Source organism: Rhodococcus sp. NPDC055024, from assembly GCF_053608585.1.
Genome location: NZ_JBSGVT010000001.1, coordinates 1,078,567 through 1,103,440, shown reverse-complemented (window position 1 = coordinate 1,103,440; position 24,874 = coordinate 1,078,567). Strand labels below are relative to the sequence as shown.

General features: G+C 61.6%; 20 protein-coding genes. 5 read left to right on the top strand and 15 right to left on the bottom strand.

The features are described from left to right. Positions 1–166: 166 nt before the first annotated feature. The 6 genes from ACWF6P_RS05020 to ACWF6P_RS04995 are packed head-to-tail and all read right to left on the bottom strand — an operon-like array spanning position 167 to position 9,083. Positions 167–1,789 carry an MFS transporter gene (locus tag ACWF6P_RS05020; RefSeq protein WP_452620223.1) on the bottom strand — a complete coding sequence of 541 codons (1,623 nt, stop codon included), beginning with the start codon at positions 1,787–1,789 and terminating at the stop codon, positions 167–169. A gap of 41 nt (positions 1,790–1,830) precedes the next feature. Then, on the bottom strand, positions 1,831–2,994 hold the full coding sequence (locus ACWF6P_RS05015; RefSeq protein ID WP_452620222.1) for a VWA domain-containing protein: 1,164 nt from the start codon (positions 2,992–2,994) through the stop codon (positions 1,831–1,833). Beyond that, on the bottom strand, positions 2,991–5,195 hold the full coding sequence (locus ACWF6P_RS05010) for a DUF5682 family protein (protein WP_452620221.1): 2,205 nt from the start codon (positions 5,193–5,195) through the stop codon (positions 2,991–2,993). Before ACWF6P_RS05010 ends, ACWF6P_RS05015 begins: the two co-directional genes overlap by 4 nt. Continuing rightward, complete coding sequence (locus ACWF6P_RS05005) at positions 5,174–6,244, bottom strand: ATP-binding protein (protein ID WP_452620442.1); 1,071 nt, start codon at positions 6,242–6,244, stop codon at positions 5,174–5,176. Before ACWF6P_RS05005 ends, ACWF6P_RS05010 begins: the two co-directional genes overlap by 22 nt. A gap of 41 nt (positions 6,245–6,285) precedes the next feature. Continuing rightward, entirely contained in the window at positions 6,286–7,770 is a 1,485-nt protein-coding gene (locus tag ACWF6P_RS05000; protein ID WP_452620220.1) for a DUF5691 domain-containing protein, read from the bottom strand. Then, positions 7,767–9,083: an SWIM zinc finger family protein gene (locus ACWF6P_RS04995; RefSeq protein WP_452620219.1), complete on the bottom strand. Its 1,317-nt coding sequence runs from the start codon at positions 9,081–9,083 to the stop codon at positions 7,767–7,769. Before ACWF6P_RS04995 ends, ACWF6P_RS05000 begins: the two co-directional genes overlap by 4 nt. Before the next feature lie 116 nt (positions 9,084–9,199). Here ACWF6P_RS04995 and ACWF6P_RS04990 point away from each other — a divergent pair, with 116 nt between their 5' ends. Continuing rightward, complete coding sequence (locus ACWF6P_RS04990) at positions 9,200–10,501, top strand: DUF222 domain-containing protein (RefSeq protein WP_452620218.1); 1,302 nt, start codon at positions 9,200–9,202, stop codon at positions 10,499–10,501. A 100-nt stretch (positions 10,502–10,601) separates the two neighbouring features. Here ACWF6P_RS04990 and ACWF6P_RS04985 read toward each other — a convergent pair whose 3' ends face one another. Next, positions 10,602–11,117 carry a MarR family winged helix-turn-helix transcriptional regulator gene (locus ACWF6P_RS04985; protein ID WP_378530714.1) on the bottom strand — a complete coding sequence of 172 codons (516 nt, stop codon included), beginning with the start codon at positions 11,115–11,117 and terminating at the stop codon, positions 10,602–10,604. Between the two features lie 116 nt (positions 11,118–11,233). Between ACWF6P_RS04985 and ACWF6P_RS04980 the strand changes: the two genes are divergently transcribed. After that, complete coding sequence (locus ACWF6P_RS04980; RefSeq protein ID WP_452620217.1) at positions 11,234–11,614, top strand: DoxX family protein; 381 nt, start codon at positions 11,234–11,236, stop codon at positions 11,612–11,614. A 25-nt stretch (positions 11,615–11,639) separates the two neighbouring features. Here the strand turns inward: ACWF6P_RS04980 and ACWF6P_RS04975 are convergent, their stop codons facing one another. The 5 genes from ACWF6P_RS04975 to ACWF6P_RS04955 form a co-directional block, all read right to left on the bottom strand. Continuing rightward, positions 11,640–12,923, bottom strand: coding sequence for a PucR family transcriptional regulator (locus tag ACWF6P_RS04975; protein ID WP_452620441.1), 1,284 nt, complete (start codon positions 12,921–12,923; stop codon positions 11,640–11,642). A 35-nt stretch (positions 12,924–12,958) separates the two neighbouring features. Then, on the bottom strand, positions 12,959–14,392 hold the full coding sequence (locus ACWF6P_RS04970; RefSeq protein ID WP_452620216.1) for a phytoene desaturase family protein: 1,434 nt from the start codon (positions 14,390–14,392) through the stop codon (positions 12,959–12,961). Further along, positions 14,389–16,236 (bottom strand): DUF3556 domain-containing protein, encoded by a 1,848-nt coding sequence (locus ACWF6P_RS04965; RefSeq protein WP_452620215.1) that lies wholly within the window; start codon positions 16,234–16,236, stop codon positions 14,389–14,391. Before ACWF6P_RS04965 ends, ACWF6P_RS04970 begins: the two co-directional genes overlap by 4 nt. A gap of 85 nt (positions 16,237–16,321) precedes the next feature. Next, a complete protein-coding gene (locus tag ACWF6P_RS04960) occupies positions 16,322–17,794 on the bottom strand; it encodes a class I adenylate-forming enzyme family protein (RefSeq protein ID WP_452620214.1) in 1,473 nt (490 codons plus the stop codon). Between the two features lie 132 nt (positions 17,795–17,926). Next, the gene (locus ACWF6P_RS04955; RefSeq protein ID WP_452620213.1) at positions 17,927–18,820 is read right to left on the bottom strand and encodes a LysR family transcriptional regulator ArgP; all 894 of its coding nucleotides are present in this window, start codon (positions 18,818–18,820) and stop codon (positions 17,927–17,929) included. A 75-nt stretch (positions 18,821–18,895) separates the two neighbouring features. Here ACWF6P_RS04955 and ACWF6P_RS04950 point away from each other — a divergent pair, with 75 nt between their 5' ends. The 3 genes from ACWF6P_RS04950 to ACWF6P_RS04940 all read left to right on the top strand — a co-directional run bounded on the left by ACWF6P_RS04950 (position 18,896) and on the right by ACWF6P_RS04940 (position 21,346). Continuing rightward, positions 18,896–19,516 carry a LysE/ArgO family amino acid transporter gene (locus ACWF6P_RS04950; protein WP_452620212.1) on the top strand — a complete coding sequence of 207 codons (621 nt, stop codon included), beginning with the start codon at positions 18,896–18,898 and terminating at the stop codon, positions 19,514–19,516. 106 nt (positions 19,517–19,622) lie between these two features. Continuing rightward, positions 19,623–20,942 carry a ClC family H(+)/Cl(-) exchange transporter gene (locus tag ACWF6P_RS04945; protein ID WP_452620211.1) on the top strand — a complete coding sequence of 440 codons (1,320 nt, stop codon included), beginning with the start codon at positions 19,623–19,625 and terminating at the stop codon, positions 20,940–20,942. Positions 20,943–20,944: 2 nt separating this feature from the next. Next, a complete protein-coding gene (locus ACWF6P_RS04940; RefSeq protein WP_452620210.1) occupies positions 20,945–21,346 on the top strand; it encodes a nuclear transport factor 2 family protein in 402 nt (133 codons plus the stop codon). Positions 21,347–21,376: 30 nt separating this feature from the next. Here the strand turns inward: ACWF6P_RS04940 and ACWF6P_RS04935 are convergent, their stop codons facing one another. The 3 genes from ACWF6P_RS04935 to ACWF6P_RS04925 all read right to left on the bottom strand — a co-directional run bounded on the left by ACWF6P_RS04935 (position 21,377) and on the right by ACWF6P_RS04925 (position 24,867). After that, entirely contained in the window at positions 21,377–22,564 is a 1,188-nt protein-coding gene (locus tag ACWF6P_RS04935; RefSeq protein ID WP_452620209.1) for a 4-hydroxybenzoate 3-monooxygenase, read from the bottom strand. 99 nt (positions 22,565–22,663) lie between these two features. Further along, positions 22,664–23,416 (bottom strand): IclR family transcriptional regulator, encoded by a 753-nt coding sequence (locus tag ACWF6P_RS04930; protein WP_452620208.1) that lies wholly within the window; start codon positions 23,414–23,416, stop codon positions 22,664–22,666. Between the two features lie 83 nt (positions 23,417–23,499). Next, positions 23,500–24,867 carry an NAD(P)/FAD-dependent oxidoreductase gene (locus tag ACWF6P_RS04925; RefSeq protein ID WP_452620207.1) on the bottom strand — a complete coding sequence of 456 codons (1,368 nt, stop codon included), beginning with the start codon at positions 24,865–24,867 and terminating at the stop codon, positions 23,500–23,502. Positions 24,868–24,874: the final 7 nt, after the last annotated feature.

Here is a 24,874-nt window from a genome sequence, read left to right as displayed (position 1 = left end):
CTCCCCTGGCTCCCCACCGAACCCTTATCCGGTGAAACGTCAGTGTTTCAGACTCGCTGCTTGTTTCCTTCACAACGGTAGCCATCTGACGAATCGATTGTGCGCAGATCACTATATCCAGAGGTCGCTCAATCGATCTTCCAGGTCGGTAAACGATTGCTGATCCTTAGCTCGACGCGCGCTTGTCGCCGACCGCGACGCGGGGGATACGAGAGGTCGGGAACAACGCTGCGATCGCGAGCAGCGCTGCCACGGCAAAGGCGACACGCAAAGCGTCCAGCCTGGCGTCTTCATTCACATCCACGATCGCGTCCGCCGTGGATTCGGTGACCCCGGCGTCACTGAGAGCTGATCGAAGTTGCGTCGTCGACAAGAAGGGCACGCCCGAGGCCAGGTCGGTGCTCGCTTGCTGCTGCACCGAGGCCGGAACTGCCGGGTTGTCTTCGATCCCGGCAATCGCAGATGTCGTGAGAGTGGCAATGAGAACAGATCCGATCAGCGCGGTTCCCAACGAGGCACCCAGGTTCGTGGCAGTGTTCTGCAGCCCGCCGACCTCGGTACTGCGGTCGTCCGGGACAGCCGACACGGTGACCGCTCCGAGCTGCGAGGACAGGCAGCCCAAGCCGAAACCCATGAAAAGCATGGGGATCATCACGACCGCCGCGTTGGCTCCGGGGTTCATGCCCGCCACGAGCATCAAGATGCCGAAGATCATGACCGACAATCCGACTCGGACCACGCGCCGCGGGTTCGCGGTAGGCCGCAGCTTCGGAATACCGATCGCAGCCAACACGAGCGCCGCCGACAACGGCAGGATGCGAATCCCCGTCTCGAGGGCGCTGAGTTCCAGAACTACAGACAAGAACAACGGGACCGCAAAAAACACGCCCGCCTGCACCAGGAACTGTGCGAAGAACATGGAAAGTCCGCCACCGAGCTCGCGGTTTCGCAGCATCGCCGGATCAAGCAGCGGCTCCTTCCCCGCGGCGGCCAAACGCCCCTCCCAGCGCAGGAATCCGTACACCACAAGAAGCCCGGCAATCAGCAGCCACACCACCGGGGAAAGCCCCACCAGCTGTGGCCCGTCGGGTTTCGCCTGGACCCAACCCCACTCGCTCGAACGCAGAACAGCGAAGACGATCATGCCAAGGCCTACCACCGACAGGACCGAACCGAAGTAGTCGAGGCGCGACTTCGACGGCGGGACGTCGACTATCTGCCTGAGCACCAGCAAGATCAGGACAACGATCACTACTTCACCGACGAACACGTAACGCCATGACGCAAATGTCGTCGCTGCGCCGCCGATCAGCGGGCCGACGGCCACAGCAATCGCGCCGGCCGCGGCTACCAGGCCGTAGGCCGCCGGACGCTTCTCCGCAGGGAAATTGGTGGCGACCAGCGCGACGATCGCGGGCATGATGAGCGCCGCACCGACGCCTTCGAGGAACGACCATCCGATCAGCAGGACCGTGAGATTGGGAGCAAGCGCCGTTGTCAGAGAACCTGCGCCGTAGATGACCAAGCCGAGCGCAAAGGCTCGGCGACGACCCATCATCGACCCGACCTTGCTGCCCGTGATCATCAGAGTCGCCATGACCAGGGTGTACAGCGTGATCGCGGTTTGAATGCCGGTGATGCTCGTGCCGACATCCTCGGCGACGGTTGCCATCGAAACATTCATGACCGAGCTGTCCAAGGTCATCAGGAATTGGCTGGATGCCAACACCGTGAGGACCAGTCCCGAAACCGCCTGCGTAGTCGAACCAGCAACCTGTCCGTCACCCATCGTGCGGGTGTACCCGGTGCTCAGGACTCCGAAGCAGACTGTCAGCGCTGTTCGAGAGTGAGCTGATCCGCCCAGGCCGACACGTCCCCGCGTTCCAGAGACACCGCCAGCAGTTCCGGAAACTTGTCCGGCGTGCACGCAAAAGCGGGAATGCCGAGGGCGCTCAGCGCAGCCGCATTGTCGTGATCGAACGACGGGGCCCCGTCGTCCGAGAGCGCCAGTAGAACCACGACTTGAACGCCGGAATTCTTCATGGCGGCCATGCGGCGCAACATCTCGTTGCGGATACCGCCCTCGTAGAGGTCGGAGATGAGGACGAACATCGACTCGGCGGGACGCGAAATCAAGGACTGGCTGTACGCGATCGCGCGGTTGATATCTGTGCCCCCACCGAGTTGGGTCCCGAACAGGACGTCGACCGGATCGGACAGTTTGTCGGTCAGATCAACGACGGCGGTGTCGAAAACGACAAGCGAAGTCTTCAGCGCCTGCATCGACGCCAACACCGCGCCGAACACTGATGCGTAGACGACACTGGACGCCATCGAACCTGATTGATCGATCGCGAGAACCACGTCGCGCTGCACGGATTTCGACTTTCGGCCGTATCCGACAAGCCGCTCCGGGACGACCGTTCGATACTCCGGAAGGTAGTGCGACAGATTTGCTCGGATGGTTCGGTCCCAATCTATGTCGCGCAGCTTCGGATTCGAAGTTCTGGCCGTGCGATTGAGTGCGCCGGTAACTGCAGCCTTCGTTGTCTGTGCGATTCGCTCCTCGACTTCGCGAACCACCTTGCCGACGACCATCCGAGCAGTTGCCTTGCTGGCCTCCGGCATGACCTGATTGAGGCTCAGAAGCGTCCCGACCAGATGCACATCGGGTTCAACTGCGTCGAGCAGTTCCGGTTCGAGAAGCAATTGCGCCAAACCCAGCCGATCTATCGCATCCTTCTGCATCACCTGCACCACCGTGCTGGGAAAGTACGTCCGGATGTCGCCGAGCCATCTGGCGACGGACGGCGCCGAAGCCCCCAATCCGGCTGAGCGGCGTCGACCCTTGCTGGGGCCGGACGAGTCGTAGAGCGCTGCAAGAGCTGCGTCCATTCGACGCTCGCCCGGTTGACCGAGCCCACCCGTCGACTCTTCGGCGGACTCCCCCAGCATCAATCTCCAGCGTCGAAGGCGCTGATCGTCGTCGCTCATGCGCCCACCCCCAAGATGTCCGCAACGACCGCCATTGCCGCCCTGCCGCGTCGAGCATCGATCTCCACACTCGTTTCGACCCGTCGGCCGCCTCTGACCGCCTGACCGATCGCCCGACGTTCCCCCGCTTCGAAGGCGCCGAACGTGCGTCGAAGCAACGGAAGCGTGTCGATGAAATCCTGCTCACGAAGTTGACGAACCCACGTGTCGATCAGCGTGAGCAACGCTCGATCGTGAACGAGCACAAGCCCTCCTCCGCCGAGAAATCCGTCGACCCACCCAGCCTTGGCGGTGGGCACGCTTCCCACCGAAAGGGCTCGAGACAAACGCTGAGCTGCAGCGGTTTCCGTGATGGAACCGCTGTCGCGCAGTAACCGCACGATCCGGCCGACGAGAAGTCCGTTGACGTCGTCACGGTCGATCACCCCGGCCATCGCCTGCAACCACCGTGCACTCGCATCACTGTCGTCACGGACCATGACTGCCGAGTGCACCTTGTCGAGGTGATCGCGAAACTCCTCGGCGCTGGGATCGTCCAACCCGGTGACGGCGACTGCGAGGCCGGTACAGATGCGAATCAACAAACTGTCGGCGACGTTGATCAACGCCGCCACGTCGGTTCCGCGCACGTCGCCGTACCGCAGTGTTCGGGTCAGCGTGGGCAGCGCGGCCATCAGATGTGATACGTCATGATCTAGCGCTGCAACCGTTTTCACGCTTTCCAGCACTGCGGACAGAGCTTCGGGAAGGTTTGCCAGCAGCGAGTTCTCCAGCAGTTCGACGAGTGAAGCAAGAGCGATTTCCGGTTCGTGAATCTTCGAGACGACCCGCGACACTGCCGCTTCGGCCACCGTCGTACCCCACAGCGACGCCTCGATCACCGACACCGAGAATTCGGGTTTCCATTGCAGTGCCCAGGATTCTCGGAAAGTTCCGGTGGAACGGATCTCACTGTCGGCCGGAGTCCCCCAATCGATCTCGAGAATTGTCAGTCGGTGCAGGAACTGGGAACGCTCGACGTCGATGTCGCGTCGCAAGTCCAGATCCAGATTCTTAGCCCCTGCTTGTTGTTTGAGTCGCAAAGTCTTCGAGCGTGCGCGCAGGTCCGCTTCAAGTGGGACTGTCGGCGTCTCCTCGGGCACCGCGCCCAGCGCTTCGCCCACAACGAGTCTTCGCGTGATCAGATCCAGGAGAACATCGTTGCCCTCGCACATCACCGCCCTCGTGGCCTCGGTAACTTCCGACAGTCCCGCCAAGGGGCGAGAACGCAGTGCAGCCAATGTATCTGCCAGCCGGACAGCCTCGATGACATGAGCACTCGAGATCGGGAGGTCCTCGTCTCTGAGCACCCGGGCAACTTTGGTGAGCCACCGGGTGATCGTCTTGTCGTTCGCGGTGAACAGATGGTGATACCAACCCGGCGACGTGATTCCAGCGCCATAACCCGATGCCGACGCAAGGCGTGAATGTGTCCAGGGAACCCAGGTCAGCGAGGTCTTGACCTTGGACATTCCTTTGAGAATGCGGGCATCGGGGGCCGCAGGACCCAAGGCACCGACCAACGCCGGCGCATGCCAGGCGCCGCAGACGACGGCAACCCTCTCGGCGCCTTCTTTCAACGTCTTTCGCAACACTTGGCGCATGTACGCTTCGCGATGCGCTGTCTCCTCGTCGATAGGCACTGTCTCACGCAGTGCCTCCATCGCGTCGGTGATCGCATCGAAAGAGTCTGCACCCGAGCTCGATTCGATCACCGAATCCCACCAGCGTTCGGTATCGTCGAAACCCGCGGCCGCGGCCAGTTCCGCCAGAGGATCACCGTCACGTGTAGTACGTATCCCCTGATCCGCCAACACGTTGAACGCGGGTAAGTCGCAGAAACGTGCCTGCACACCGTTGTTCGCAGCCCACTGCAGGGCCTGCCACTCGGGTGAAAACACCGCAAACGGCCAGAAGGCCGCTTTCGAGGGCTCACCGGTGGCATACGCGAGCAACGCAATCGGCGGTTCCATCGACTCGGATGCAGCCAGCATCACCAACGGGTCTGCATCCGAAGGTCCTTCGATCAGAACGACATCGGGTGAAAACTCTTCCAGACCTTGCCGAACGGAACGGGCAGATCCCGGGCCGTGGTGACGGATACCGAAAACCCTGACACGCAGGTCCGGAATGGCGATGGTCACCCGGTGACCTCGCGGCATGCCCGGTAGAAGTCGGACCACTCTCCGCGCTCACGCACTACGGCCTCGAGGTACTCGTTCCACACGACCTTGTCTGCGACCGGATCCTTGATCACCGAACCCAGGATTCCGGCAGCGACGTCGGACGCCCGCAATACCCCGTCCCCGAAATGCGCGGACAGCGCCAAACCATTGGTGACCACCGAGATAGCCTCCGCCGTCGAGAGGGTTCCCGACGGGGACTTCAGCTTGGTGCGGCCGTCGGTGGTCGTGCCTGATCGTAGTTCCCGGAACACTGTGACGACCCGGCGAATTTCCTCGGCCGCTGCGGGGGTGCTCGGCAATTCCAATGCTGCGCCCAGCTGTTCGACTCGGCGAGCCACGATAGCCACCTCGTCCTCCTCACTGGCCGGCAACGGCAGGACAACGGTATTGAACCGTCGACGCAATGCCGACGACAGATCGTTGACACCACGATCACGATCGTTGGCGGTTGCGATCAGATTGAAGCCCTTGGCTGCCTGCACCTCGATGCCCAGCTCCGGCACCGGCAACGTCTTCTCGGAGAGAATGGTGATGAGCGCGTCCTGCACGTCAGCCGGAATACGCGTCAACTCTTCGACGCGAGCGATCTTCCCGGTTTCCATCGCGGTCATCACCGGAGAAGGCACCAACGCACCTGCCGTCGGTCCTTCCGCGAGCAGGCGGGCGTAATTCCAGCCGTAGCGAATAGCTTCCTCGGGAGTGCCGGACGTACCTTGAACCAGGAGCGTCGACGCACCGGAGATTGCCGCCGAAAGATGTTCGGAGACCCAGGTCTTGGCTGTTCCCGGCACACCCAGAAGCAGTAGAGCCCGATCGGTGGCAAGAGTTGCGACGGCCACTTCCATCAACCGCCGGGGACCGACATACTTCGGCGAAATGACCGTTCCGTCATCGAGAGTGCCGCCCAACAGATACGTCACCACAGCCCACGGCGACAAGTTCCACGACGGCGGGCGGGGGCGGGTGTCCTGCGCGGCAAGCGCCTCGAGTTCGAGCGCGTACTCCTGCTCTGCGTGAGGCCGCATCAGCTTTGCCGGTTCCGCGGCGGGCGCGGTTACGCTGTCAGTCACTTGAGCTCCTCGAGCAGAGTTTTACGGTGGGTGATGGCACTGGCCGTTCTGGCGAAGGTTTGCCGCCAGTCCGGGTCACGAGCACGCTCCGCCGCGCGGTCCAGCAAAGTTACAGCGCTGTAGGGAAATCGAGTCTCGGCGAGGCGCAGCGATGCCACGTACTTGTAGCGCGAGAATTCGCCGGCCTTGGCGCCCCCATCGGCGCGTCGGGCCGCAACTCGTTCCCACTGAGCCACGACTGCCCGGGTGATGTCCTCGGGCCATGAACCTTTCAGAGCGTCGTAGATCGCTGCCCGGCCCGGATGCAGAACATTGGCGTCGTCGTTTCCGGATCTCAACAAATCCGCCAGCGCCTCAGCGGGCACCAACGGGAGAAGTCGACGATCGGTGGCTACGCCTCGCGTGCGAAAGAGTTCCAGGGCCCATTCCACATTGTTCTGCGCCACTGCAGCATTGGACCAAGCGTCGTGAAGGATTGGTTCCCAACCTTCGTCGACGCTCATCCCCAAGACCTTGTCGGATCCACCGATCATGGTGTCCCACAGCGACAAAGGCGCAGAACTGATCGCTTGACGGACGTACTCGGCGCGATAGTCGGTGTGCGGATTCGGCCGGTCTTCGATGCCGTCTCGTCTGGCCGCCGCATCGACTTCCTCAGGCGGCACGATGACAAGCGTGGACCGAAGGAGTTTCCGTTCCACCCGCACCCATTTCTGAACCCGAGCAACCATTCTGTCCCCGAAATCCGATTCGGGTAGTCGCCCGAGTACCTCCACTGCTGCGCGTCGCACGTCCTTGCGACGGTCATCGAGGGCTTCCTCCAACAATGGTTGATCGTCCGCGCTCAATCCGTTTGCCAACGCCGAAACGAACGCAGCCTTCTGTTCTCCACGCTCGGCGCCCCAGGACTTTCGGAGTTCGGCCAGCGCCAGCGCGGGATCTGTTCGACGAGTATCTATCAACCACTGCGTGCGCTGGGACGAACTTCCGTGACGCCACACGTCCCGGTTTGCATCTCTGGTTCGGACGAGCTTGCTCCACTCGGGGTTTTGCGCAGCAAGCCAGCGACCCCGTTCGCCGACCAGCTGCAGAATACTCTCGCGGTGAGTTTCGCGCGCCCGAGCGAAGGAAAGCAGTTCGGCAACAAGATGATCAGGCGCACGGTAGTTGTGCGCCAACGCTACGTCAAACCATTCGTCGAGCAAGGTCGCCTTGGCAGCGAGCATCGACAGCAGATGTGCGGATGACGATTCCGGCAGGGTGAATCGCACATCGTCTGGAGCAGGCGTTGGCACCGTGGCCGTGGTGCACCCCGCACCGCCACGGCGGTACGCCCGCTCCAGCGCGACTGCTGCGAGAAGCAACTCGGCAGGATCTCCGTCGAGTTCGTGCGCGTAGGCACGCACGTCGGCCGGAAGGTCCTCGAATATTGTTGCTGTTCTGGCCGTCCCGAGAAGCGCAGCCGAGATCAATGTACTCACAGCACGATCACCTGCCCTCCAGTGAAAACCGAAATCGGAGTAAGAGCCTGCGCATTCCACGTTCCACAGACCGTGACCGGGTAGCCACCGGAAATGCCGAGCAATTTCCACAGTAGGTCCGAATCGCCCTCTGCCCGAAGCGCTGTGCCCGATTCGTCGACCAGGAACCAGGCACCGTCGACGAACGAGGGGATCACCGAACTGATCACTGCCGGCCACGACCGCAACCATGGATCTGCCGCAATCGCATCGGTAAACTGCTGCAACGCAGCGTCGATGTTTCCGGATGGCATGGTCGTGAAGGGTTCCGGTTCGCCATGCGTTGCCCCCAACCGGGCGCGCAAAGCCGACGCACCGGGATAGAAATGAACATCGGCTTCCACCAGAAACCCGACTGGCGGCGTTTCGGTGGAAAAGTTGGGTGAGCCATGAGAGAAGTCGAGCAGCATGGCCCAACGTCTCGAACTCCTGCCGAGCATCCACACTGTTCGGGTGAACAGGCGCTTCTCCTCGGTGATCCCGGAACCGAGAACCATCCAGTTCTCGTGCACCGGAGTCGATTCCATCACAGTGTCGGTGGAGACGGGATAGCCGACGTGCGCTTTCACTGAATGGGCAAGGTCTTCCGGCAGCTCGGGTAGTTTCTGATGCGCAGCGACCAGCAGGCGCAACCGAGCCAACTCGTCGAGGACTTTCTCGGGCCAGTTTTCGTTAGACGCAACGGTTCCCGCCAATGCTCGGAGCGTGCCTGCAATACCGGGCGCCTGAGCATCCACCATTCGAGCGGCGACTGCGTCGAGGTCCGCCCAGGACGTGTCCATCGCCGCCAGACCACTCCGGATCTGATCGGTGATCCACAGGTCCAATTCGACGAGACCGCTCGCAACGCGGTCGGCGCGCTTCTGCACTCTCTCCGGGTCGGGAGTCTTTTTTGATGCCTCGTTGGTAGTGGTCTCGGCGCTGATGGTCTCGGCGCTGGTCTCCGCCTTCTCCTCGCGGCGCAACAGCCACTCGGCAGCGAAGTCGGCCGGCTCGTCCGCCGACGGCACCCGCCCTTCCGACCATTCCACCAGCAGCCCCAGGGCATGTTTGCACGGAAACTTCCGACTGGGGCACGAGCACTTGTATGCAGGGCCACGCAGGTCAACCACTGCTTGATACGGCTTCGAGCCGCTGCCCTGACACAGCCCCCAGAGCGCAAGACCCTTGTTGCCGGTGCGGCTCCACGAACCAACCAACTTGCGCGCAGCAGCCAGCGATGCGGCGTCGGGAGCTACCGATGCCACCTGCCCAGCTGTCCACGGCGAAGTCACTCGACCACAGTATGACAACCCGCTGACATCGCAGAGTCAGGCCAATCCTTTAGTGAAGTAACCCTTGACTCGAACAGACGTTCGAGTATGATTTGAGATGGGGATCGGGGGATTCAATGAGTATCGACACATCATCAGACGTGGTTTCTGGTTCTGCGGCGGGGTTACGCGGACGCCTGTGGCAGTTGTCTGCTGCGGAGTTGCGTGAGGCTGCGGTGTCGGCGAGTGCGGAGATTCTGCGCTTGGAAGCCGTTCGGGTGGCTGTAGTCGACGAACTCTCGATGCGCCCGGACGATCAAGTGATCGCCAGCCGCGGAGTCGGGTCATGGTTGGCGGCAAACACGATGCTGCAGGTTCGGGACGGGAAGAAGATCGCCGCCCTGGGCGCCGCGCTACGGCCGTTTCCCGCAGTGGCAGCGCAATTCGATATCGGGGACTGCTCGTTCGATCACGCCGTCTTGATCGTGGCGTTCTGCGAATCCCCACCGAAAGGCATGCCGGAGGAGGCGCTCCCTCGCTGCATCGATTTGTTGCTCGCTGCAGCGTCGGGAGTGGAGGCGACGACGACGAAGGTGCGGCACGTCATCGCAACCTTGGAGCGGGTGTTCGAATCCGATGAGATTCCACCCGCCGAAGACGTCGACCGCAATGAACTCCGCATCGCCTCGACGCTCAATGGCCGGGTGGTGGTGCGCGGGGATTTCGACGCCCTCACCGGCGAAATGCTGCTCTCGGCCCTGTCGAATCTGACGATGCCGACCCCGGCGCCGGACGGAACTCCCGACGCTCGGTCGGCGGCGAAGCGGACGGCGGACGGGTTCACCGAACTGATCCGCCGCTACCTCGACTGTGCAAAAACCGGAACCGACGGCGGGCAACGCCCGCATGTGAACGTGCACATCAACGCTCGCGATCTCGCTGAGCACCGCGACTGCGCCGCTGCGCCTTCTGATGGTGAAGAGTCCCCGTCGGATCTTGACGTCGGGCACATGCCATGGCTCGGGCCACTCTCGGTGTCGCAGACCAGACTCCTCGGGTGCGACTGCTTCCTCTCGACCGTCCTACTCGACGCTCACGGTGCACCGTTGGACGCGAAACCCGGAAAACGGTTGGTCAACGCCGAACAGCGCGTCGCGCTGATTGCCCGCGACAAAGGCTGCGCCTTCCCCGGCTGCACATGCGTACCGGCGTGGACCGACGCACACCATATTCAGCACTGGGCCAACGGCGGTCCGACGATCGTGAACAACCTTGTCCTGCTGTGCCGTTCGCATCACCGTCTGATGCACCGCAAAACGGGGTTCGTCGGAAAATGGGAAATCCGGATCGGCGTCGACAACAAACCGTGGTTCATCCCACCGCCCTCGATCGACCCTGGGCAGCAGCCCAGGCCGGCGAACACCACCTTCAAAACCTGAGAACAGCTTCTCAGGCACAACAGAACACTGCCAGGCTCCGCATCGGACATCAACACCCGATACGGAGCCCACCGGCGGTGCTCAATGCAGATCACTGATTTTACGAATCACTCCGGCGGTGTGTCGGCCACGCTTCCATCGCCACGGTTCCCTCGGGATCCACAGCTCTCATGATGCGTCGTCCGATGCTGGACATCTGACGAATCTGCGCTTTTGTCAACGGATCGAGAACGTAAGTGCGCACAGCTTCCACATGCCCTGGTGCAGTCGCAACCACCTTGTCCCAGCCTTCATCCGTAAGGATCGCAAGGGTGAATCGACCGTCACTCGGATCGGGCATCCGTCGCACCCAGTTCTGCTTCTCCAAACGTCCGACCACTTGAGACAGTCGAGGGAGGGAGCCTTCGGCAACGGCCGCAAGCGTGCTCATCCGCATTCGTCGGCCGACTGCTTCAGATAGTGCCGCGAGCACTTGATACTCGAAGTGGCTCATGCCGGCATCGCGCTGCAACTGTCCGTCGAGTACGACAGGAAGTCGCATCATTGTTCCTGCGAGCGCCATCCAAGCTTGCCACTCCTCGTCGTCGAGCCAACGCGGCTCCTGCTCGGTACCCATATCGCCGAGTGTAGCGGCGAAGCAGGGCGAGACCCCTCCCGGATGACTTGCATCTTGAAGTCATATCCTTTAGTTTCAACTTCAACCATTAAGTCAATCGAAGGGCGTGACCAGCAATGAACACCATCTTGTGGATACTCGCAGGAGTCCTCGCACTCGTCTTCCTCATGGCAGGACTGATGAAGATCGCTCAGCCGAAGGCCAAGCTGGCGGAATCCGGAATGGGCTGGGTTGAGAACTACAGTGCCGGCGCCGTCAAAGCCATCGGCGGAGTGGAAATTCTCGCCGCGATCGGACTGATCCTCCCTGCGTTACTCGACATCGCACCGGTATTGGTGCCACTCGCAGCACTCGGCCTGGTACTGGTGATGCTCGGCGCTGTCGTTGTCCACGGAAAACGCAAGGAAACTCCGATGATCGGGGTCAACATCGTGTTGTTGGTGCTCGCAGCGGTGGTTGCCTGGGGGCGATTCGGCCCCTACTCGCTCAGCGCCTGATCCGTCATCCCCATTGGCGCCACGCTCAGCGAACCGGTCGTAGCACCGATCTGCCCAACAACTCACAAACCTGCAAGGCCAGAGCGAGATCCAACTTGTCGCGGCCGGCAGCGACCGGATCGCCGAGAGCCTTGTTAATGCGATACTTCACCGTATTACGGTGCAAGTTCATGTAATTGGCAGTGTGGAGATGACTCTCCCCGTGGGCGAAGTACACGCTCAATGTCGTCCGCAAGGACGCAGCAGAAGGCGTGTCTTCCGCCAGCGGACCGAGCACCTCCCACACCCACGACTTCGTCGAATCGATGTTCTCCGATAGAAGAGACACCACCGCTACACCTCGGTCCCCGAAACTCACCACAGGTCGTTGTGGCGTATCTGGCACGGTAGCAACGGAATAGGCGGCAGTGGCCTGTTCGTGGGACCGCTTGAATCCTTCGACCCCTGTCCCTGGCAGTCCGATTGCCACCCTCGCTCCGCCGTCCAACGGCACCGCAGCCCCGAGAACTTCCGGATCCGGCGCAGGCACCCGGCGACCGAAGGGCAGCCACGCCCACACGGTTCGTCGATCGATGGCGGTGATGATCGGCGGCTTGTCCGCTCCCGCCGCTGCACCGAGGTCACGTACGAGTCGGTCCAGAGTGTTGATGCCCATGACGTCCGCATCCCACGTCGACCAGACCACCAGGGCGACGTGGTTCTGACCAAGGCGGTATCCGGTCTCCGCTTCGAAAGCAGCGGTATCTGCGTTGGTGCCGGACAAGAGGGCATGGATCGCGGCCGAATGGAGGTTTCCCTGCGCTGCCATCCATCGACTACGTTCCCGCTCGTACGCATCGAAGACGTAGAGCGTGATCCAGTCGATATAGCTGTAGACCACATCCGAAGTGTGTTTCAGGACAGCCAAAGTGAGTCGTGCCGGAATGTCCAGTGTGCTGATCTCGTCGTGACAGATCCGCATCAGATCGCCTTGCCCCATATGGTAGGCGCGAACGAGAGAGTTGGACGGAACGTCCCGCTGCGCCAGCCGCAGAGCGTATTCCACCGCGGCAGTAGTGGGTTGGAGATGATCGATCGGAATATCGTTGGCCAAGACGTGGATGATCGTCGTGATATTTCCCTGCACGCTCGCTTCGAGCATTTCGAGCAAATTGGCATCTGCGTCCAACTGGTCGATTTCGTGAGCCATCATGAAAGCCATCTCACGCGCGATATCGGCGCTGCGCGCGTCGAGCCGTCGCGCCAATTCGGCAACCACGGCAAGCACTTCCGGCTCCGCGGCTGCAGGCACCCGAGCGAGGCGCCGCATTGCACCGGCGCCTCGCTCCTTGTGCGATGGGCTACTCACAGAACTTCCGCGCCCTTCCGCCGCAGGTACTTCAGTGCCGATTCGGCCGCGTTGTACCCACACATTCCGTGCGCTCCGGCGCCCGGCGGGGTCGAGGCCGAGCACAGGTAGGTGCCCGCGATCCCTGTGCTGTACGGATCGACTGCGATACGCGGACGCAAGACAACTTGCAGCTCGGTGTTGGCACCTCCGATGATGTCGCCGCCCACCTGATTCGGATTATCCTGCGCCAGATCAGAGGTACTACGACTCGATGTCGCGACGATCTGATCCCGGAACCCCGGAGCGAACCTCTCGATCTGACGAGTTATCGCCTCCGTAGCATCGCCGGCGTAGCCGTGAGGCACATGGGCATACGCGTACAACGGATGAATGTTCCCGGCAGAGCGGGTGGGGTCAGCCAGGTATTGCTGACCGAGAAGCACAAACGGCCGGTCCGGCATACGGCCTGAATTCGTGTCACGCTCAGCTGCCACGATTTCCTCGAAACCACCTGCCAGATGGACTGTTCCGGCCCGAGCGCAATCCGGATTGGTCCACGGCACGTGGCCTTCGATGGCAAAATCAACCTTGAAGGCCCCGGGAGCCTGCTTGAACTTTCGATAGGCCTTCGCCACTCGGGTGGGAAGACGATCGCCCAGGATTTCGAGCGCACCACCCGGATTGACGTCCAGCAGAACAACATCGGCGTCAGGAATCTCGGAGGCAGTGCGTATCCGAACGCCGGTGTCGACCTTGCCACCGTGATCGAGGAGCATCGCTGCCATCGCGTCGGTGATCGAACGCGAACCTCCCTCGGCGACCGGCCACCCGTAGCGGTGACCAGCAGCCGTGATCATCAACCCCACCGCCGACGTCGCCGGACGGGTGAGTGGATAGAACGCGTGCGCGGCGACCCCGCCGAACAATGCTCTGCCCTTCTCCGTCTTCCACAGTTTCGCGGTCACGGTTGCCGGAAGCAGTGCTCGCGGGCCGAAAGCCGCTAGCCGCAGCGGATGGCGCGGAACGTTGACGATCGGGCGCATCAGATCGGACGCCAGAGCGTCGAATCCCGTCGACAAGTCACCGAACATCCGTTGCCATCGCTGCCCGTCCGCACCCAACCCCGCCGCGGTCTGCTCCAGCGAGCGGTACAGAACACCCGCGTCGCCGTTGTCGAGCGGATGCGCACAGTCCACGTCTGCCCATCTCCAGATCAGCCCGTATCGCTCGAGGTCCAGTTTCGACAGGTACGGCGATCCGATGCCCATCGGGTGAAACGCCGAGCAGTGGTCGTGAATCAATCCGGGTACGTCGATCGGACCGGAGCGGGTGCCTCCGCCGATCTGGTCGGCGGCCTCGAGGACCTGCACGTCCACACCGCTACGTGCAAGGTGTACCGCGGCAGCGAGCCCATTGGGCCCGCTGCCGACGACTACGGCCTTTGTCACTTACTCACCTCTTGCTCGCTACCGCTGACCCTCGTACGCATCTTCGGTTCGGAGACAACCTGCGGATCTGTTGCCGCGCGGTCGGCCCGTACGTCCAGTGTCCACTGAACGTCGAACGGAATGGGCCCGTTCGGCAACCACGGTTGTTCGGCAACGGCGTCGGCGACCTTGAACGTACCCCGTTCGATGACGCCGAGAGCCGCATCGATCACCTGGTACTCCTGCGTTCCCTTGTGGATGGGCTGCGATTCGATCCAGGTCACCAGGAACTCACCGGGCGCGAAGTTGCAGCGACGCTGAATCGCGGCGATCAGTTTCGCGTCGTGCAAGTGGCCGTCACCGAAGTTGAAGGCGACGATGGAGTTGCACATGAACTCGGCTTCCCGCAGCGAGTACGTGTTGATGTCGTCGCCGAGGTGCCTGATCATCAGAGAGAACAGCGCACGCCCCTGGCTGTGCATGGAACGCCAGCCCAACAGCTGATGCAGAACGACGTCGGACACGTCCTCGGGGTACATCGTCATCAACTGATTGCGGGTATCTGGCGACGGACGCTTGATGAACTGGTCGATCTTGGCTTCGGCGCCCGGCGCGAATGCCCACGTCGCCGATGCCCAGTTGCCGGCGTACTGACGCATCGACGGCAGGAACGACACCAGATCGGGTCGAAGGTTTCCGAGAATCGGGAAGAAGGCAAGGGCTGCAACAATTCCCGCAGTAATCCACGGTGAGGACATGGCGCCGAGTCCGTATCCGTCCCACGCCGGGAATCCCAGGAACAGAAAGACCGAGGCGTAAGCGAACAGAAGATTCCATTCGAGTGGGACGGCAAGCGGGAAGGTCGACGCGATGAACAGGTGGAATCCGACCATGAGGATCACGGCAAGGATCGTGAGGGTCTTGTTCGTCGAGAACAGCAGGATCAACGGGGTGACGATTTCGACCATCGTTCCGGCCACGTGAGCGACGCCGCCGCCCAGGTGCGAAGGCCGCAGATCCTCCGGGAAGTTCCGGTAGTGCGCACGCTTGATCTTCTTCGACGGGATCCACGGCGTGTTGCTGAGCATCGGGGGGACCACCAGCGAAAAGTGGCGACCGAACTTCGAGACACCGGCACCGATCCACACCATGACGATCAGCAGTTTGAGCGCCAGGATCATGTCGACGAAGGGCAGGAACGTGAAGAAGAAGATTGCCGGCAGGTACTGCTCGCTACGTGCCGCGATGAAGGGCACCTTGTCACGCAACCCGAGAATAACCATGAGTACCAGGAAGGAGTACAAGACCGTTGGGCGTACCAGCCCGGCACTGTCAGCGAAGGCCGAATCGATTCCGGCAGTGTGCACACCCGGAAGCACCGCCGCAACAAGAAGATTCGTAACTGCGGCAACGTAGATGACAACGTCGAACATGGAGCGGGTGTCACCCGAGGTGAGCGGCACCTTGCCCGGCCACGGTGGCAGGCGAATGGTGCCGGGGCGGATCCAGTACAGAACTCCACCGGTCATCGGCTTGAAGTGGCCGGCGAGCGGGCCCCAGGATCCTGCCAGGCCCAGCATCTCGAGCATCATCGTCCAGATGATGAGTTTCTGGTAAACGATCGGCTGGTTCCACCACGATCCGATGTCGAACCACGAGAGGCCGGAAGTCAAAGTGGCAACGGCTGTTCCAGCTGCCAGGTAGAGGAACAACAATTTCATGATGTAGACGGTGTGGACCATCTTCGGCGTACCGAAGCCGTAATCCACCCAGTGCGTGGACATGTCACGCAGACGCTCGAGAAACGGCTTGTCCATGAACGTTGCCGGATCGACGGGAGGGAAGTTTCCTTCTTTGAATCCCATGATGTGCTCCTGAAATACGGAATGTGGGCATGACGGATCGACTCGACGTACGTCGTCGAGTTGTGCTGGTACTACTGGGAAGGGACTAGTGAGCGGGAGTTGCGCTCAATGCTCGTCTCATTCCAGGTTTGTCGATCTTGCCCACCGGGTTTCGGGGAAGCGTATCGACGACGTAGATCGCCACTGGCACCTTCACTCGGGTGAGCAAGGCCGTGACATGTTCGAGCAGTTCGCCTTCGGTGACGGGTGCATCGGGGTAAGCGACGACATAGGCAACTGGCACCTCTCCGTAGACCTGGTGTGGAGCCCCGATAACGGCGGCTTCGAGCACGGAAGGATGTGTGGCGAGAGAGTTTTCGATCTCCTTGGGGTAGATGTTCTCGCCCCCGCGGATGATCATGTCCTTGATGCGGTCCACCAGCGTCAGGTAGCCGTCCTCGTCGAGGACCCCGACGTCACCGGTGTGCAACCAACCGTCCTTGACGGTCTTCGCGGTCTCTTCCGGCTTGCCCAGGTACCCGCGCATCACGTTGTCGCCCTTGATGACTACCTCTCCGGCGGTACCGACGGGCGCAAAGGTTCCGCCCTCGGCGAGAATCGCAATCTGCTGGCCGGGCAGCGCCGGTCCGACCGTGCCGAGTTTGCGCACCCCCTCGACGGGATTGCAGGCCGACGCACAGCTCCCCTCGGTGAGTCCGTAACCTTCCACGATCACGAAACCGAAACGCTGCTCAGCGCGTTCGAGGAGTTCCTTGCTGATCGGCGCCGCACCGCACACGGCGAACCTCAAGGACGACGTGTCGATCGAGGAGTCTTCCGGCTGTGAGGTCAGCATCGCGTAGATTGCAGGCACCGCCGAGAAATACGTGGGACGAAGCCGCGCAACGTCGTCGAAGAATCTCGACACCGAGAACTTCCCGGTGACACTCACCTGTCCGCCGACGAGCAAGGGCGTCAAAACGCTGACGCAGATCGCGTTGACATGGAACAGTGGCAAGATCAGCAGGCAGTGATCTGCGCCGGTGACACCGATGTTCTTGCCCATCGACGAAGCCATGAACTGCAGGTTGGCATGCGAGAGCATCACTCCCTTGGGTCGTCCGGTGGAACCGCTGGTGTAGATGAGCAACGCCAGATCGTCTGCTGCAACATCGATTCCGGGCCGGGGATCCGTCGGCGGCACTGTCGCAAGATCGTCGACAACTAGCACCGCACGGCCACCCGAGGGCGCGTCGGCAGTGGCGGTGATGACCAACTCGGCACCGGAGTCCGCGATCTGGTAATCCGCTTCGTTCGCAGTGAACATCGGGTTGATGGGTGTAGCCGCAGCACCGACGCGCCAAGCGGCCATGATCGCGATCAGCAACTCGACGCGATTGGGCAGCATGATCGCGACCACGTCACCGAGTCCGATTCCGAGTCCGGCCAGTTGCGCAGCAACGGCTTCCGTGCGATCTGCGAACTCCTCATACGTGAGTTCGACGTGGTCGTCCCGCAGGCACGGCTTCTTCCCGTACTTCTCTGCAAGATCCCAAGCCAGATATCCGATGTCCGCCACGAGAGTCAGCACCTTTCATTCGTGTGTGACTCAAAACACTATCGGTGTCCCGTGGTCGAAGAAACGGTCCCAGGAGATCAACTTGTCCAGGTTCTTTGTTCCCGGAGCACAATGCCGCATGTGCAGCACACGTCAGATCAAGGGTTGATGCAACACCTCGTGAGCCCGTCGCGTCACCACCTCGGAGATCCGGCGTAAGACGGGCGACGACATTTTCCACTGCTGCCAATACAGCGGAACGTCGTCCACGAAGTCCGGATCGAATCCGATCAGCGCCCCGGAGCGCTCGTCGTCGCCACGCTGCAGGTCCGGTATCAACCCCCAGCCGTATCCGCGTCTGACCGCGTCCGCAAAATCTGCCGACGAAGGAACAAGATGGCGGGGCGGATCGACGGGATGGCCGACTTTTCGATCGAGATACCGATCCTGCAGGAGATCCTTCCGATTGAACACCACCAGCGGTGCGGCGGAAAGAGATTCTGCCGTAACACCATCCGCAAACCAACGACGACAGAACTCCGCGCTCGCCATCGGCCGATACCGCATTACGCCGAGCCGACTGGAAGAACACCCTTGAATCGGCGACGCGACCGACGTGACAGCGGCCATGACCGAACCGTCGCGCAACAGTTCGGTGGTGTGGTCTTGATCGTCGAGATGGAAGTCGAAACTGACCTCGTGCGTAAACTCCGCGAGAGCACCCAGAACCCAGGTGGACAGCGAATCGGCGTTGACCGCGACAGAGACCCGGGCGAATGTTCCCGAACCGTTTTCAAGGCCGAGTTCTCGCACGGTATCGCGCGAAAGGGCATCTATCTGACGGGCAAGACGCAGAACTTCCCGTCCGGAATCGGTAACCCTGATGGGCTTGGTGCGCTGCACCAGGATCCGGCCTACCGAGGTCTCGAGAGCTTTGATCCGTTGGCTGACCGCCGACGGCGTGATGTGCAACTTCCGCGCCGCCGCGTCAAAGGTTCCCTCGTCGACCGCAGCGTGCAATGCCCTCAGTTGCTCAAAGTCCAACATAATCTGAAGCTACTCTGATGCGTCTTAAGAATCATTAGCTGGACTGATTACAATCTGCGGGGCAGGCTCGACACCATGCTCAGCACCACCGACCCAGCGTCGGCCCTCGTCGGTTTCGGAGTCGGACTCTCTCTGATCGTCGCAATCGGCGCGCAGAATGCATTCGTTCTTCGCCAAGGCCTGACGCGCTCGCACGTACTCCCGATCGTCGCAGTCTGCGCCGTCTCAGACGCAGTTCTGATCCTTGCAGGCATCAGCGGAATCGGTGCCCTCCTCGAACACGCACCGTCACTGATCACTGCCGTTCGCATCGCCGGTGCCCTTTTCCTGCTCAGCTATGCACTCTTCGCCGCCAAACGAGCACTTCGACCGCAGACGTTGGCACCGGATCAACATGGCAACGGGTCGAGGCTTACCGCCGTCACGATGGCATTGGCACTCACCTGGCTGAATCCGCATGTCTATCTCGACACCGTTGTGCTGATGGGTTCAATTGCCAACGGTCGCGGCGAGATCGGACGGTGGTGGTTTGCAGTCGGCGCCGTCACCGCAAGTGCAGTCTGGTTCAGCGCCCTCGGTTACGGCGCGCGTCTGCTGACACCACTTTTTGCAAAACCCAGCGCCTGGCGGGTTCTCGACGCTCTGATCGCCGTGATGATGACAATTCTCGGAATCAGCCTGCTCACCGAATTATGACTCGGCGGTACAAGCACTTTCCGGAATCGGGATGGGTTACCGTCCAAGGTGAGGAAGGCTCAATTCACCTGTCGAGAGTTGTGACCATCAGGTAGGGCTGATCACGATGACCGAGGATGTCGACTCCGAACCGCGTGGCTCCAACCGCGGACTGGGTTTGCTGTGTCTACTCGCTACGGCCGCCGGCGTCGTGGTCGGATTTGTCGGCGGCGCGTTCCGATGGTGTCTGATCAGGGCCGATGAACTTCGTCAGACGATCGTGAATTGGGCGCATCACGTTCCGTACGTCGGGTGGCTCGTGCCGGTCGTCCTGGTTGCGCTGTGCACCGTCCTTGCTGTTCTGATCGTCAGACGAGTACCCCTCGCACAGGGAAGCGGTATCCAGCACGTTGAGGCAGTGTCCCGCGGTGAAGCGAAGCCGCCGGGAATCAATCTCGTGCCCGCCAGATTCATCGGCGGCCTCTTGGCGATCGGCTCGGGTCTGGTCCTCGGCCGCGAAGGCCCCACCGTCCACATGGGCGCGGCAATCGGAGCGGAAACGGGACGACGGGCCCACCTTTCCGAACCGGACGTCGCCATGCTGCAAACGTCCACGGCCGGAGCAGGACTCGCCGTTGCGTTCAACGCGCCGATCGCCGGCGCACTGTTCGTCTGCGAGGAGGTGACGCACTCGTTCCGGCTACGCACTGTTCTGCCAACGCTTTTCGGTGTTTCGATCGCGGTGGGCTGTGCACGACTTGTCATCGGCGATCAACCAGATTTCGAGGTCGACACCGTGCCGACACCTCAACTCGCACTGTTGCCACTGTTTGTCGTCTTCGGAATCCTCACGGGGCTACTGGGTATCGCGTACAACCGCTTGATTCTGGGACTACTCGACATCGTTGCGCGACTCGACAGGATCCCACCGACAGTCATCGGCGCAACGATCGGCGCCGTCATCGGCCTGACGCTCTTCCTCGACCCACTGGCAAGTGGGGGCGGTGACGTTCTTGCACAGATGGTCGTCGGTGGCAGGACCTTCGTTCTGCCGATTCTGCTGCTTTACTTGGTGGTTCGGTTCTTCACGGGCCCGCTGTCGTACGCCGCCGGCACTCCCGGCGGACTTTTTGCGCCCCTACTCGCACTCGGCGCACTCTGGGGGTCGATCTTCACCGGACTATCCAGCTTCGTGCCAGGAGTAGGCGCCGAACTCACGATCACCATGGCCACCGTAGGCATGGCTGCGTTTTTCGGTGCCGTAGTACGCGCACCGTTCACTGGCATCGTGATCGTGGTCGAAATGACAGCGGTGACGTCGACGCTGGTCCCGATGCTCGCGGCCACGGCCGCAGCGGTATTCGTCGCTACCTTGGCCGGGGCGGCTCCCATCTACGACAGTCTCCGAGAACGGATGCTGGAAGCGCGGCACCCACCTCTGGGATGATCATGATCAACACCGTGCCCGCCGTAATGTGTACGCAGAGGAGCATCTATGCCCCACGAACCGACGTCGGGGAAGTCCTCGCCCTGGAGCGGGAATTGCAAAGCATCGAATGCAGGCGCAACAGCGCACGTGTGCTCGCCTTGCTTGCCGAAGACTTCATCGAGATAGGCGCGTCGGGTAGCGTCTGGGACCTCCCGTCGACAGTTGATTCGCTGCGGAACGAACCCATCGACGGCGACGCCATCGAAGTTCACAATATGACCGGTCGAATCATCGACGACGGATACGTGCTCACGCAGTGGGATTCAGTTCGTGGGATGCGTCACGCGCGGCGCACATCCTTGTGGCGTCGAACACCGAGCGGATGGCAATTGGTACACCATCAAGGCACCCCACTCCCCTGACCGCACAATGTTCAACCTGCGAACAGCCCTCTAGGTCAAGGGCGTTCCGACGTAGTTCTCGGCGATCAACGTTCGTCCGGCCACCGAGCGCGTGACCATGTCCAACTCAGCCAACTGACGACGATGGCCGAAACCGCTGTCGTCTGGCAAGCGATGAAGCATCGATGACATCCACCACGAAAAGTGCTGCGTCCGCCACACACGCGGCAGCACCGTTTCGGTGTACCCGTCCAACATCTTTCGGTCGGACGAGGTGAAGAAACTGTCCATTGCCTTTGCCAAGGCGTAGACGTCCGCGATCGCGAGATTCATTCCCTTCGCGCCGGTCGGCGGCACAGTGTGCGCCGCGTCCCCGGCAAGAAACAGGTTGCCGTGCTGCATCGGCTCACACACGAAACTGCGGAACTGAAGGATCGACTTCTGAAAGATCTTGCCGTCCTTGATCTCTGCACCCTCACCGTCAACCCGCATGTGCAGCTCGTCCCAGATTCGATCGTCGGACCAGTTGTCCACGGAGTCGTCCGGATCGACCTGAAGATAATGACGCTGCACCTCGGGCGTCCGTGTGCTGATCAGCGCAAACCCACGCTCATGGTTGGCGTAGATCAATTCTTCCGATGACGGCGGCGCCTCGGCCAGGATGCCGAACCACGCGAAGGGATACTGCCGGAAATGATCCGTGCGGACCGCCGGTTCGGGAATCAGCTTTCGCGTTTCGGTGCGTGACCCGTCGCAACCGGCCACCAGGACGCACTCGAGCTTCTGGTCGCTTCCGTCCGAGTCGACGAAAGTAATACTCGGGCGACCTGATTCGTGATCGTGCACTCGCGCGTCGGTCACTCCGAATCGAATGTCCCCGCCGTCGGCGAGGCGTCGCGCAATCAGGTCCTTGAGCACCTCGTGCTGCGGGTACACCGTGACTGCGCGCCCGTCGGTCAGTTCGTCGAATGCGATGCGGTGCCCTCGCCCACCGAATCGCAACTCGATTCCGTGATGTTCGAGACCTTCTCGCTTCAGTCGGTCACCGAGTCCGGTCTCGACCATGAGATCAACGGTGTTCTGTTCGAGCACACCCGCACGAATGGTGCCTTCCACCTCTTCACGAGTGCGGCATTCCAGGACGATCGAATCGATTCCCTTCAGATGCAACAAATGCGAGAGCATCAACCCGGCGGGGCCACCACCAACGATTCCGACCTGGGTGCGCAACGAAGACATAGAGAGAACTCCTGAGATGAGTGGCGATTGAGACCACCCTCAACCACGACCGCTCCCCTGAACAGCTGTAATTTCACTCAGTGAAAGACCGAAAATGAGCTATCGAAGCCCGCCGCCACCAAGCCCGCGTGATATTCCGCGGGCGGCCGCGGCCAAGACCGGTAGTAAAGGAGCCGGATCCTGCTCCACCGGAACAACTGTCGACACCGCTGCGACAACATTGCCGCCGGCTTCGCGGACCGGAGCGGCGACGGCAAGGGTTCCGACGTTCAGATACTCACGACACACCACGAATCCGGTACGTCTGATCTCATCCAGAGTTGCTCTCAAGATCCGCTCGGAGGTAATGGTTTTGGGTGTGAACGCCTCGAGGCCGGCTCGCAGGACGTCGTCGAGAAGCTCGGTTCCGCCGTGCGCCAGGAGAATCAATCCACCGCTGGACGCGTGCAACGGCAACCTACCGCCGGCGCGACCGATCACGGTGACAGCGCTACGCGAGGACAAACGCTCGAGGTACAGAGCCTCGGTGCCCTCACGGACAACCAACTGCACGTTCTCTCGGGTGACCTCGTACAGGTCTTCGAGGAACGGCAACGCCACCTGCCGTAGGCCGTGAGCGCCGGGAGCAAGAGCGCCGATCTCCCACAACCGGACTCCGACCTGGTATTTACCGTCGCTCCGACGCTCGAGGGCGCCGGCAGCCACCAGCTGCCCACACAGTCGATGGACGGTGGGCAGAGGTAGATCGGTGCGGCGACTGATCTCCGATTGAGTCAACCGAGGAGACGTCGCATCGAAAGCACCGAGCACGATAAATGCCCGGCCGATCAACGAACGGTCGCCTGATGCCATTCACACAGTGTGACTCACAAAGCCGTGTGACTTACAAAGCCGTGTGACTGACATCAGGCGAAACGTGTTCGAGCGGTGCAGAGCTACGCGGAGTGCGCCAATTCCGGTTCGCGTTCGGTCACCGGCGGCACGGCCTCGATCTTCATCGGCTCCTGCGCGTAATGGAAGTGCGGACGACGGTGACCGATGAACGATCCGAACCACGACATCACAGCGACATACCGGTTGCGGAAGCCCACCAGGTACATCACGTGCACGGCCAACCACATGAACCAGGCGATCGTGCCCTTGAACTCGACCTTGCGGACGCGACACACAGCGCTGAATCGGCTGATGATCGACATGCTGCCCTTGTCGAAGTACTTGAAAGGCGTTCCGGCCTTGACCTTTCCGTTCACAGTCTTCGCGGCGTGACGGCCACCCTGCATTGCAACGGGCGACTGACCCGGCAAACCGTTCAGCGAAGTCATGTCGCCGATGGCAAAGACGTTGGCAAATCCGCCGACGGTCAAGTCAGGATTGATGAGCAAACGACCTGCGCGGTCACTCTCACAACCGGTTGCCTCTCCGAGCACCGCGGCGAAGTCGTTGGCGCGTACACCGGCCGACCAGATGACGGTCTCGGCGTCGATGCGCTTCTCTTCCTTGGTCTTTGCCGAAGAGACGGTGACACCGTGCTCGTCGATGGCGGTGACCATGGTGTTGAGGACTACCTCGACACCCGACTTCTCGAGCGAGGTCTGCGTGTACTCACTGAGCTTGCCGCCGAAGGCCGGAAGCGCAACACCAGCGCCTTCGACCATGGTGACCGTGACCTCGTCAGCACTGATGTTGTTGATGGCCTTCGCAAAGTAGCGACGCGCCAGTTCCTTGATCTGTCCGGCGAGCTCGACTCCGGTCGCGCCTGCACCCACGACAACGAAGCTGAGCAGGTTGCGGCGAACCAGCGCGTCATTGGTGGTGTGAGCTTCTTCGAAGCAGCGCAGGATCTGCTTGCGCAGTACCTCGGCGTCCTCGACGGTCTTGAGCTTGTAGGTGACCTTCTCGAACTCGTCATGACCGAAGTACGCCTGCGTGGCACCGGTGGCTGCGATGAGCGAGCGGTATCCGAGCGTATGGCGGGTGCCCGAGGCTTCGTAGACGACCGTGTTCTCTTCGGCGTTGACCTCGACGACGCGGCCGAGGCGCACGTCGGCGTTGGGGTACTTCTGCAGGATCGTGCGGATGGGCGGAGCAACCTCGCCGGCCGACAGAACACCCGTTGCCACCTGGTAGAGCAGCGGCTGGAAGAGGTGCTCGGTGGTGGCGGAGATGAGGACGAACGGCGTCTTGGACTTCGCGAGGGTCTTGGCCGCGGCGAGGGCTCCGAATCCCGAACCGACGATCACTACCTGAGTCTGCTCGTGTCCAGTCGCGTCGATGTCTGCGCGACCCGCAGCTGTTCTATCCACAAGAAAT

Excerpts from the sequence above, each read along its gene's own strand:
- ACWF6P_RS04950 (WP_452620212.1), top strand. The coding sequence starts at position 18,896 with ATGCTCAGCACCACCGACCCAGCGTCGGCCCTCGTCGGTTTCGGAGTC.
- ACWF6P_RS04945 (WP_452620211.1), top strand. The coding sequence starts at position 19,623 with ATGACCGAGGATGTCGACTCCGAACCGCGTGGCTCCAACCGCGGACTG.
- ACWF6P_RS05005 (WP_452620442.1), bottom strand. The coding sequence starts at position 6,244 with ATGCGGCCTCACGCAGAGCAGGAGTACGCGCTCGAACTCGAGGCGCTT.
- ACWF6P_RS04980 (WP_452620217.1), top strand. The coding sequence starts at position 11,234 with ATGAACACCATCTTGTGGATACTCGCAGGAGTCCTCGCACTCGTCTTC.
- ACWF6P_RS04975 (WP_452620441.1), bottom strand. The coding sequence starts at position 12,923 with ATGCGGCGCCTCGCTCGGGTGCCTGCAGCCGCGGAGCCGGAAGTGCTT.
- ACWF6P_RS05010 (WP_452620221.1), bottom strand. The coding sequence starts at position 5,195 with ATGCCGCGAGGTCACCGGGTGACCATCGCCATTCCGGACCTGCGTGTC.
- ACWF6P_RS04930 (WP_452620208.1), bottom strand. The coding sequence starts at position 23,416 with ATGGCATCAGGCGACCGTTCGTTGATCGGCCGGGCATTTATCGTGCTC.
- ACWF6P_RS04955 (WP_452620213.1), bottom strand. The coding sequence starts at position 18,820 with ATGTTGGACTTTGAGCAACTGAGGGCATTGCACGCTGCGGTCGACGAG.
- ACWF6P_RS04985 (WP_378530714.1), bottom strand. The coding sequence starts at position 11,117 with ATGGGTACCGAGCAGGAGCCGCGTTGGCTCGACGACGAGGAGTGGCAA.
- ACWF6P_RS04965 (WP_452620215.1), bottom strand. The coding sequence starts at position 16,236 with ATGGGATTCAAAGAAGGAAACTTCCCTCCCGTCGATCCGGCAACGTTC.
- ACWF6P_RS04935 (WP_452620209.1), bottom strand. The coding sequence starts at position 22,564 with ATGTCTTCGTTGCGCACCCAGGTCGGAATCGTTGGTGGTGGCCCCGCC.
- ACWF6P_RS04990 (WP_452620218.1), top strand. The coding sequence starts at position 9,200 with ATGAGTATCGACACATCATCAGACGTGGTTTCTGGTTCTGCGGCGGGG.
- ACWF6P_RS05015 (WP_452620222.1), bottom strand. The coding sequence starts at position 2,994 with ATGAGCGACGACGATCAGCGCCTTCGACGCTGGAGATTGATGCTGGGG.
- ACWF6P_RS05020 (WP_452620223.1), bottom strand. The coding sequence starts at position 1,789 with ATGGGTGACGGACAGGTTGCTGGTTCGACTACGCAGGCGGTTTCGGGA.
- ACWF6P_RS04940 (WP_452620210.1), top strand. The coding sequence starts at position 20,945 with ATGATCAACACCGTGCCCGCCGTAATGTGTACGCAGAGGAGCATCTAT.